Annotated in this window: 7 protein-coding genes and 1 pseudogene; 3 read left to right on the top strand and 5 right to left on the bottom strand. The window is 70.1% G+C overall.

Features of this window, described 5'->3' with window-relative positions; genetic code table 11:
* The 3 genes from ACLN58_RS13170 to ACLN58_RS13160 all read right to left on the bottom strand — a co-directional run.
* The coding region (locus ACLN58_RS13170) for a dihydrodipicolinate synthase family protein (protein WP_415855717.1) at nt 1-188 on the bottom strand (188 nt) is incomplete at its 3' end.
* 91 nt (nt 189-279) lie between these two features.
* Nucleotides 280-1,203: an NAD-dependent epimerase/dehydratase family protein gene (locus ACLN58_RS13165; RefSeq protein WP_415855716.1), complete on the bottom strand. Its 924-nt coding sequence runs from the start codon at nt 1,201-1,203 to the stop codon at nt 280-282.
* Nucleotides 1,200-2,693 carry a Gfo/Idh/MocA family protein gene (locus ACLN58_RS13160; protein ID WP_415855715.1) on the bottom strand — a complete coding sequence of 498 codons (1,494 nt, stop codon included), beginning with the start codon at nt 2,691-2,693 and terminating at the stop codon, nt 1,200-1,202. The genes ACLN58_RS13165 and ACLN58_RS13160 overlap by 4 nt, the downstream gene beginning before the upstream one ends.
* A 236-nt stretch (nt 2,694-2,929) precedes the next feature.
* On the opposite strand from ACLN58_RS13160, the gene ACLN58_RS13155 reads away from it, so the two are divergent.
* Both ACLN58_RS13155 and ACLN58_RS13150 read left to right on the top strand, forming a co-directional pair.
* Nucleotides 2,930-4,222, top strand: coding sequence for an ABC transporter substrate-binding protein (locus tag ACLN58_RS13155; protein WP_415855714.1), 1,293 nt, complete (start codon nt 2,930-2,932; stop codon nt 4,220-4,222).
* Entirely contained in the window at nt 4,212-6,323 is a 2,112-nt protein-coding gene (locus ACLN58_RS13150; RefSeq protein WP_415855713.1) for a hypothetical protein, read from the top strand. Before ACLN58_RS13155 ends, ACLN58_RS13150 begins: the two co-directional genes overlap by 11 nt.
* A gap of 80 nt (nt 6,324-6,403) precedes the next feature.
* Here ACLN58_RS13150 and ACLN58_RS13145 read toward each other — a convergent pair whose 3' ends face one another.
* Nucleotides 6,404-7,381, bottom strand: coding sequence for an NAD(P)-dependent alcohol dehydrogenase (locus ACLN58_RS13145; RefSeq protein ID WP_415855712.1), 978 nt, complete (start codon nt 7,379-7,381; stop codon nt 6,404-6,406).
* A gap of 160 nt (nt 7,382-7,541) precedes the next feature.
* Between ACLN58_RS13145 and ACLN58_RS13140 the strand changes: the two genes are divergently transcribed.
* Nucleotides 7,542-8,894, top strand: a complete 1,353-nt coding sequence (locus ACLN58_RS13140) for a rhodanese-like domain-containing protein (RefSeq protein WP_415855711.1) — start codon at nt 7,542-7,544, stop codon at nt 8,892-8,894.
* 19 nt (nt 8,895-8,913) lie between these two features.
* Here ACLN58_RS13140 and ACLN58_RS13135 read toward each other — a convergent pair.
* Nucleotides 8,914-9,078 (bottom strand): annotated as a pseudogene (locus tag ACLN58_RS13135) (rhamnulokinase); the annotation flags it as partial.

The raw sequence follows: 9,078 nt of genomic DNA, 5'->3' as shown, positions 1-9,078 counted from the left end.
GAACGGACGACGACGCCCGCCTCCTGGGCGGTCAGCGCATGGTATTCGCCGGTCCCGCAGGCCGCGAAGACCCCGCCGGGGCCGTATGGGAGGCGCGACGCGACGTGCTCACGGGCGAGTCCGGGGTCCACGCGGCCTTCGGCGTCGAAGGGCGTGACGGGGAAGAAGAGGATGCCGTCGAAGTTCATGGGGCTCCTATGGGTGGCGGGGGCTCGGGCGGGTGGGGTGGGTTCGGGCGGGTGGGGTGGGTTCGGGCGGGTGGGGTGGGTTCGGTGGAGCTCAGCTCAGGTGGACCGACGTGGCCGCGAGCGGCTCGCCCTGGAGTTCGGTGCGCCACGAGCGCTGCGGGCGCCAGCCGAGCAGGCGGAGCGCCTTCGCGGACGTGAACGCGGCGTGGGTTCCGGTGAGTTCGGCCGCGATGCCTTCGGTGCCGGGGAAGAACCGCGGGACGAGCTCGGAGAGCGGCTCGCGGGCCATCGCGTCGTCGGCACCCACGAAGAACACCTCGCCGTTCGGAATCTGGTCCGCCGCCTCGAGCCAGCGTTCGGCGAAGCTCGCGGCGTCCCGCGCGTCGACGTAGTTGAACAGCGACACCGCGGCGAGCTCGGGCCGCGCGAGCCGCTCGGCGACCGTGTGGCCCTGCTGGGTCGGGGCGCCGCGCCACTCCTCGGGGGAGATGACGAAGCACGGGCGGAACGCGCCGAAGCGGACCGCGTCGCCGAGCTGGGCGACGAACATCCGAACCGTGGCCTCAAGCGTTGCCTTGGAGAGCGCGTACGCGTTCCACGGCGCGATCGGGTGGTCCTCGTCGATCGGGAGGTACCGCGGAGACCAGCCCTGCGGCGTCCCGTAGCCGAGCACCGTGGGGCTCGACGCGACGAGCACGCGGCTCGCGCCGGCGTCGACGGCGGCGCTCAGGACGGAGAAGCACAACTGGACGTTCGTGCGGAGGATGACGTCCTCGGGTGCGCTGAACGGCACCGCGATCGCCGCGAGGTGTACGACCCCCTCGGGCCGGATCGCGCCGAGGGCCTCTTTCGCAGTGGCCGCGTCGGTGAGGTCGAGGGTGTGCTGCTGCACGGCGTCGTCCACGTGGGGCGAGGCCGCGCGGTCGAGCGAGTGGACCTCGTGGCCGCGGGACGCGAGGTGGTTGACGACGCTCACGCCGAGACGCCCAGAGCCTCCGGTGACGGCGATCCTCATGCGCGGGCCTCCGCCGCGGTCTGCTCGCTGATGCCTTGCGCCGGGGTGAGCGGGGCGTCGTCGCTGGGCTCAGTGGCGTAGGTGAGCGGGGCGTCGTCGTCGAGCGGGACGCCGAAGTCGGCGAGCCGCACGGCCTGGCCAGTGCGGAGCGATTCGTTCGCGCCGACGCCCACGAGGACGCTGCGGATGCCGTCGATGTAGCCGGCCTGATGGTGCAGCGGGTCGTTGCCGGGTCCGCGGAAGACGTCGGAGAGCAGCATCGCGTCGCCGCCGCCGTGACCGCCCTCGCCCTCGGGGATCGGGATCTCTCGCGCGGGCTCCCAGAGTCGCTGGAGAAGGACGCGCTGTCCGGCCGGCCGCGCGTGGGCGCCCGGGTGCTCGGGATCCTCGGCCACGGACGGGTCGAGCGTGTGCTTGTCCGGGGCCACCGAGCCGCGCTCCACGACCTCGATCTCGACGCGGCCCTCGGTGCCGTTGAACGCCACGCGGTAGCCCTCCCACGGGGAGTGCGCCACGAGCGTGTACGCCATCGACGCGCCGCCGCGGTAGCCGACGACGAGGCTCAGGTTGTCCTCGATGTCGATGCCCTCGGCGAAGACGTCCTGGTCGCGGTGATAGCCGTCGTCCGCCTCGCCCTCGAGGTAGAGGCCGCGCAGCTTCGGATCGGCGCTGAGGTCGAGGTTGAACGGGTCGTCCCGGTCCGGGTTGTCTCGGCTCAGCTCGGGGCGCTCGCCGAGGCCCCGCTCGGCGGCGTTGCGTGCGCCGTAGAAACGCAGGCCGCCCTGAGCGTAGACGGTCTCGGGGACGTCGCCGAGCCACCAGTTCACGAGGTCGAAGTGGTGCGTGGCCTTGTGTACGAGCAGGCCGCCCGAGTTGGCCTTGTTGCGGTGCCAGCGGCGGAAGTAGTCCGCGCCGTGGACGGTGTCGAGGCACCACTCGAAATGGACCGAGGTGACCTTGCCGATCTTGCCGGACTGGATGATGTCCTTGATCACCGAGTTGCGCGGCGAGTAGCGGTAGTTGAACGTCACGACGAGCTTGGCACCGGACGTCTCCGCGGCGTTGCGCGCAGACCGGACGATGTCCGCGATGCCCTGCACCGTCGTCGTCATCGGCTTCTCGCAGATGACGTCGACGCCGCGATCCAGAGCCGCCGTCACATAGCGCGCGTGGGTGAAGTCCGGGGTGGTGACGATGAGCGCGTCGGGACGTTCGGCGTCGAACATCTCGCCGAGGCGCTCCGGGCCGTAGTGGCGCGTTGGCTGCCAGTCGGCGCCTCGGGCCGCGATGCGGGCGTCGTGGTACTGCATGCGGTGCTCGTTCGTGTCGACGAACGCGACCACGGAGCCCAGGTCGGAGTGCGGGCCTAAGAGGGCGTCGACATACATCTCCGCGCGCGAGCCGGTTCCGGCGAGGGCGTACTTGCGGGGCCGGGCGGGCGCGGGAGCCGTCGCGGAGGCGGCGGACGCGGGGGTTTCGGGGGCAGCCATGGGGCGGTCTTCTCCTCGGTGAGTGTCCTCAGAATGGGCTGAGTAACCGGTTTCTCACCACCGTACTCCACGCAACGCACGCTGCCAAGGGTTGGTGGGAAAGCGCATGCCAAGGGGTGTCTCGAACTTCAGGGGCCATTGACGCCCTCGATTTGGGTTGGTACGTTTCAGCCCAAGAAATCGGTTTCCCCGCGCCCCTGCCAACTCCCCCTGCGATCCGAACCCGGAGTACAACGATGTACACAAGAACCACCCTCCGCGCTGCCCTCGGCGTGGCCCTCACCCTCGTCCTCGCCTCGACTGCAACGGCATGCGGCACCGGATCCTCGGCCTCGGGGGATGGCAAGACCCACCTGCGCTTCGCGTGGTGGGGCGACACCAAGCGCGCCGAGGCCACCAGCAAGGCCATCGCCGCGTTCGAGGCGGCCAACCCCGACATCGTGGTGCAGGGCGAACCGAGCGACTTCAAGGGCTACTTCGACAAGCTCGCGACGAGCGTCGCCGCGAAGGATGCCCCGGACGTCTTCACGCTCGGCGGCGCTTACCCGGCCGAATACGCGAACCGGGGCGCGCTCCTGGATCTCGGCACGATCGGCTCCCAGCTCGACCTGAGCCACCTGAACCCCTCGGAGCTCCAGAACGGCCAGGTGAAGGGCAAGCAGTACGGCGTCTCGACGGGGGCCAACGCGCTCGGCGTCGTCGCCAACCCGGCCGTCTTCGCGGCGGCGGGGATCCCGCTTCCGGACGATTCGACGTGGACGTGGGACGACTATGCGCGGATCGGCGCCGAGCTCACCGCCAAGAGCCCCAAAGGCACCTACGGCATCGCCACGAGCATGACCCACGACTCGCTCGACGCGTTCGCACGGCAGCGCGGCCAGTCCCTCTACACGAAGGACGGCGCGCTCGGGCTCGACGCCACCACGATCGAGGCCTTCTTCTCCGACACCCTCACCATGAACAAGTCCTCGGCCACTCCGAGCCCCGCCGAACAGTCCGAGCAGCTCAACGCGAGCACCGAGCAGACCCTCATGGGCCTCGGCAAGGCCGGGATGACGCTCACGTGGAGCAACTCGCTGAGCGCTCTCAGCACGGCCGCGAAGTCCAATCTGGTCCTGCTCCACCTTCCGGGCGAGAACCCGACGCACGGTATCTGGCTCCAGTCCTCGCAGTTCTACTCGATCTCGGCCCGGACCAAGAACACTGAGGCCGCGGCCAAGCTCGTGAACTTCCTCGTGAACAACGCGACGGCCGCCCCGATCCTCGGGACGGACCGCGGAGTTCCCGGCAACCCGAGCATGCGCGCGGCGATCTCGCCCCAGCTGAGCCAGCAGGGGAAGACCGAGGTGGCCTACATCGACAGCGTCGGCAAGATGAGCTTCGCGCCCACGTACATCGGGCCGACGGGCTCGACGAAGGTCTCCGAGATCACGGCGCGCGCCACCTCGGACGTGCTCTTCGGACGGCTCAGCCCGCACGACGCCGCGGCCCGGTGGATGACAGAGAGCAAGCAGGCAATTGCGCACTAGCTCCCCGCACGCAGCACGGTCGCGGACCATCGACCGCGCCGCTCTCGTGCGGCGGCACAACGTCGCGATGCGGGAGATCGATCCCCGCTCCCCGCTCACGGTGGGCAACGGCGAGTTCGCGTTCACGTTTGACGTCACGGGCCTCCAGACGCTCCCGGACGCGTACCCTGCGCCGGGGAGGTATGGCGAACCCGCCGGGTCGCTGCTCGGGACGCAGTCGCAGTGGGGCTGGCATTCCACGCCGATCGACCCGGTTCCCGAGCTCGCGTCCACCGTCCAGACCTACGCGAGCCCGCGGGGGCCCGTCCCGTACGTGGACCTCGCCGGCCGCACGAGCGCAACCGCGCTCGAGTCGATGGCCCCCGCCGAGTCGTGGCTCCGCAACAACCCGCATCGCCTCATGCTCGGGCGCATCGGGCTCGCACCCCAATCGGCGGGGCTGAGCGCCATCGGTCCGGCCGACGTCGTCGGCATCGACCAGACGCTCGATCTCTGGACGGGCGTCGCGACGAGCCGCTTCCAGCTCGGCGGCGCGGCCTTCACCGTGGAGACCGCGGCTGACCCCGAGGTCGACGCCGTGAGTGTCCGGGTGCGCTCGGCGGGCGGCGAGCCGCCCGCCGTCGTCCTCGACTTTCCCTACGGCAGCGAGGCGTGGGGCAACGCCGCGGACTGGGCTAGCCCGGAGCGGCACGCCTCCGAGCTGCGGACGACGGCGCGTGGCTGGGACATCCTGCGGCGGCTCGACGAGGCGCGGTACGCCGTCGTTCTCAACGCGCCTGGCGCCAGGGTCGCACGGGAGGGGGCGCATCGCTTCGTCGTGGTCGGGGGCGGCCCCGTCCTCGAGCTGACGGTGGGCTTCCTCGCGGGCTGGGAGCCCGGCCGCGAGAGCGTGCCGAGCTTCGCGGACGTGGCGGCCGCCTCGGCCCGCGAGTGGGAGCGGTATTGGATGCACGGCGGGATGGTGCAGCTCGCCGAGAGCGCCGACCCGCGCGCAGCGGAGCTCGAACGCCGCGTGATCCTCTCGCAGTACCAGACACGGGTCCATTGCGCCGGATCGCTCCCGCCGCAGGAGACCGGCCTCATGGTCAACTCGTGGCGCGGGCGCTTCCACCTCGAGATGCACTGGTGGCACGCGGCGCACTTCGCGGTGTGGAATCGTCCCGAGCTCCTGGAGCGCAGCCTCGGCTGGTACGAAGGTGTCCTCGGATCGGCGCGAGAGACCGCGGCTGCGCAAGGCTTCCCTGGGGCGCGGTGGCCCAAGCAGGTAGGGCCGGACGGGCGCGAGAGCCCGAGCGACATCGGCCCGTTCCTCATCTGGCAGCAGCCGCACCCCATCTATCTGGCCGAGCTCGTCTTCCGGAGCCGGCCGGACCGCGCGACCGCCGAGCGCTACGCCTCCGTGGTCTTCGCGACCGCCGAGTTCATGGCCGGGTACGCGCATCGCGGCCCCGACGGCTTCGAGCTCGGGCCGCCGCTGGTTCCGGCGCAGGAGTCCTACGCGGCGGATCGCGCTGGCCTCAAGAACCCCACGTTCGAGCTCGCGTACTGGGCGTGGGCGCTCGACGCCGCCCAGCGATGGCGGGCGCGCCTGGGCCTCGCGCCGCACCCCGTGTGGGACGAGGTCGCGCGGAACGTCGTCCGGCCCACCGTGCGGGATGGGGTCTATACCGCGATCGGGGTGCCGCCGTTCACCGTGCGCACCGACCATCCGTCGATGCTCGCGGGGCTCGGCGTCGTCCCGCCGACCCGTCTCATCGACCCTTCCACGATGTCCCGCACGCTCGACGACGTGCTCCGCGACTGGGACTGGGAGAGCACCTGGGGATGGGACTACCCCATGATCGCGATGTGCGCGGCGCGGCTCGGCCGCCCCGACGACGCCGTCGACGCGCTGCTCCTCGATCGCGGCAAGAACACGTACCTTCGCAATGGCCACAACTTCCAGACGGAGGCGCTCCCCCTGTACCTGCCGGGGAACGGCGGGCTGCTCGCTGCGGTTGCCCTCATGGCCGCGGGCTGGGACGGGAGCGGCGCGGCGCCGGGCTTCCCCGCCGACGGGTCATGGCGCGTCCAGGTCGAGGACGTCCTGCCCCTCCCCTGACCCCTGCGAACGGTGGGCGGACGACGGCGGCCGGCCGCCCGCCGTCGTCCGCTCGGCCCACCCGACGCAGGCGCTGTTGCTCAGGGGATCCTGAGCACGACGTTGCCCACTTTCTGTTGGCTCTCGACGTACCGGGCGGCTTCAACCACCTCATTCATCGCGTAGACGCGATCGATGACCGGGTGATACTGCCCCGCCTCGACGAGCTGCTTGAGGAATGCGAGGTCCTCGCGTGGATTCCTCGATCCGACGGCGATGCCGATCCTCTTGTCACCCGACAGCCTGGTCACGGGGATCAGCAACAGGTTGACGGGCCCGTCCGTTGGCAGATACCACCCGTGTGGGTTCAGCGACACCTTGCAGCTCGTAAACGACAGCTTGCCGACGGCGTCGAAGACCACGTCGTACTTCTTGCCGTTCTTCGTGAAGTCCTCTTGCGTGTAGTCGATGAGCTCGCTCGCGCCGAGCGAGCGCACCAGGTCGAAGTCCTTGGCCTGGCACACCGCCGTGACCTCGGCGCCGCCGTGTCGCGCCAGCTGCACTCCCGCCGTGCCGATCGAGCCCGAGGCTCCGTAGACCAGCACGCTCGATCCGGGCCGCGGGCCCGCCTGCCGAAGGCATCCGATCGCGTTCAGGAAGCCGTCCGCGATGCCGGCCGCCTCGTCAAAGCTCGCGTTGACAGGCTTGAGCCCCACGCGCGAGCGCTCCCGCACCGTCACGTACTCGGCGTTGGCACCGAAGCGAAGGCTGGTCACCCCGAAAACCCGATCGCCCGGCCTGAATTCGCGGACCGCGGCCCCGACTCGCTCCACCTCGCCCGAGTATTCGCTGCCGACGATGCGATGGCGAGGTCCCCGCACACCGAAGATGAGGCGGCTGATGAGGCTGATCACGGGTCCGTTGCTCGCGTTGGCTTCGCGGCTGTGGACATCCAGACGGTTGACGGCGGCGGCGTGAACCTTGACGAGGAGCTCGTCACCCGCCGGCTCGGGCTTGGGCACATCCTCGAGGCGCAGGACCTCGGGCGGCCCGTAGTGATCGTAGACAACCGCCTTCATCTGACGCCTTCACCTGATCAGTCCCGCGACCCCGCGGGGCAGTGCGCTGGCCCCGCTCCTGAGTCGAGTCTGAGCAGGCGCCTTCGGCCTGTCAATTGGTTCCGGCTGGTCGCCGTGCACGACCACGGGAATACCCTAGAGGTAGACGCGGGAGGACCACATGGAAGTCATCGTGATCGACACGCCCCAGCTTGGCGACCGGACCTACCTCGTTCATGACGGCCAGTTCGCGCTCGTCATCGATGCCCAGCGCGACATCGATCGTGTCGAGGCTGCGGCCGCCGCGGCCGGCGTCACCGTGACCCACGTGGCGGAGACCCATCTCCACAATGACTACGTGACCGGCGGATTCGCCTATGCCGCCAAGCACGGTTCGGCCTATCTGGTCAATGCGGCCGAGTCCGTGTCCTTCGAGCGGACCCCGATCGCCCACGGCGAGACGGTCCGCGTCGGTGAGCTGACGGTCAGGGCCGTCGCGACACCGGGACACACCCACAAGCACCTTTCGTTCGTCGTCGAGCACGGCGACCAACAGGCCGTGTTCTCCGGCGGCAGCGTGCTCTACGGGTCAGTGGGGCGCACAGATCTGCTCGGCCACGACCACACCGTTGGCCTCACGCACGATCAGTACGCCTCCGCCCGGCGCCTCGCCGAGGAGGCGCGCGCCGCGGCAGCGCTGTACCCGACCCACGGCTTCGGATCCTTCTGCTCGGTCAGCCCGGCCGCGGACGCGACGGGGTCGACTCTCGGCGAGCAGTTCGCCACGAACCCCGTCTACACAGATCAGGACGAGGAGCATTTCGTCTCCGAGCTCATCGCGAACCTCACGGTCTTCCCCAGCTACTACGCCCACATGAGCCCACGGAACCTGACTGGCCCTACCGAGGCCGATCTGTCTGTCCCCGATTCCCTCGACCCCGAGGAACTGCGCGCACGTCTCGCGGCAGGCGAGTGGGTCGTGGACCTTCGCAACCGTGTCGCCTACGCGGCGGAGCACCTCAGGGGCACAATCAGCTTCGAGTACGGTACCGGCAAGGCTTGGCCCACGTATCTCGGCTGGCTCTTCCCCTACGACCGAAAGCTCACCCTCGTCGGGTCCCGTGACGACGTCGAGAACGCGATCCGCGACCTCTCGCGTATCGGCATCGACTCACCGGACGCGGCGCTCGGCGAGGATCCCCGGCGCTTGGCCCCCAACGCCCCAGTGTCCTCCTACCCGCGGGCCACATGGCAGGAAGTAGCCGCGCAGCGCCAACCGGACGAGACGATCCTCGACGTCCGGCGAGCAGAGGAACACAAGGCCACTCGTGTCGATGGCTCCGTGAACATCCCGATTCACGAACTCCTGTCCCGCCTCGACGAGCTCCCGTCAGGGAAGATCTGGGTTCACTGTGCGTCTGGCTACCGCGCCGGGGTGGCCGCGAGCCTCCTGGATCGGGAGGGCCGCGACGTGGTCCACATAGATGACTCCTTCGCCCAGGCGCCTGCAGCGGGGTTGCCGATCGCCAGCTGAGCGACCCAGGCCACCCTTTCTAGGCCGTCACCGCCGCGTGTTCGCGCAGTTCCACGCTTGCTCGCACGGAAGCGCGGAGCGCCGCGAGCCCTCCCGAGAGAGCCCCAGCGGCGCGGGCCTGGACGAGCACGTTGCCGAGGGCGGTCGCCTCGACGGGCCCGGCGAGGACGGCCAGACCCGTCGC

This window comes from Sinomonas sp. G460-2 (assembly GCF_047759905.1).
Taxonomy (GTDB): domain Bacteria; phylum Actinomycetota; class Actinomycetes; order Actinomycetales; family Micrococcaceae; genus Sinomonas.
Note: the sequence above shows the minus strand (reverse complement) of the source record. Positions and strands in the feature narration are given on the sequence as shown.

Excerpts from the sequence above, each read along its gene's own strand:
- ACLN58_RS13165 (WP_415855716.1), bottom strand. The coding sequence starts at position 1,203 with ATGAGGATCGCCGTCACCGGAGGCTCTGGGCGTCTCGGCGTGAGCGTC.
- ACLN58_RS13140 (WP_415855711.1), top strand. The coding sequence starts at position 7,542 with ATGGAAGTCATCGTGATCGACACGCCCCAGCTTGGCGACCGGACCTAC.
- ACLN58_RS13145 (WP_415855712.1), bottom strand. The coding sequence starts at position 7,381 with ATGAAGGCGGTTGTCTACGATCACTACGGGCCGCCCGAGGTCCTGCGC.
- ACLN58_RS13160 (WP_415855715.1), bottom strand. The coding sequence starts at position 2,693 with ATGGCTGCCCCCGAAACCCCCGCGTCCGCCGCCTCCGCGACGGCTCCC.
- ACLN58_RS13155 (WP_415855714.1), top strand. The coding sequence starts at position 2,930 with ATGTACACAAGAACCACCCTCCGCGCTGCCCTCGGCGTGGCCCTCACC.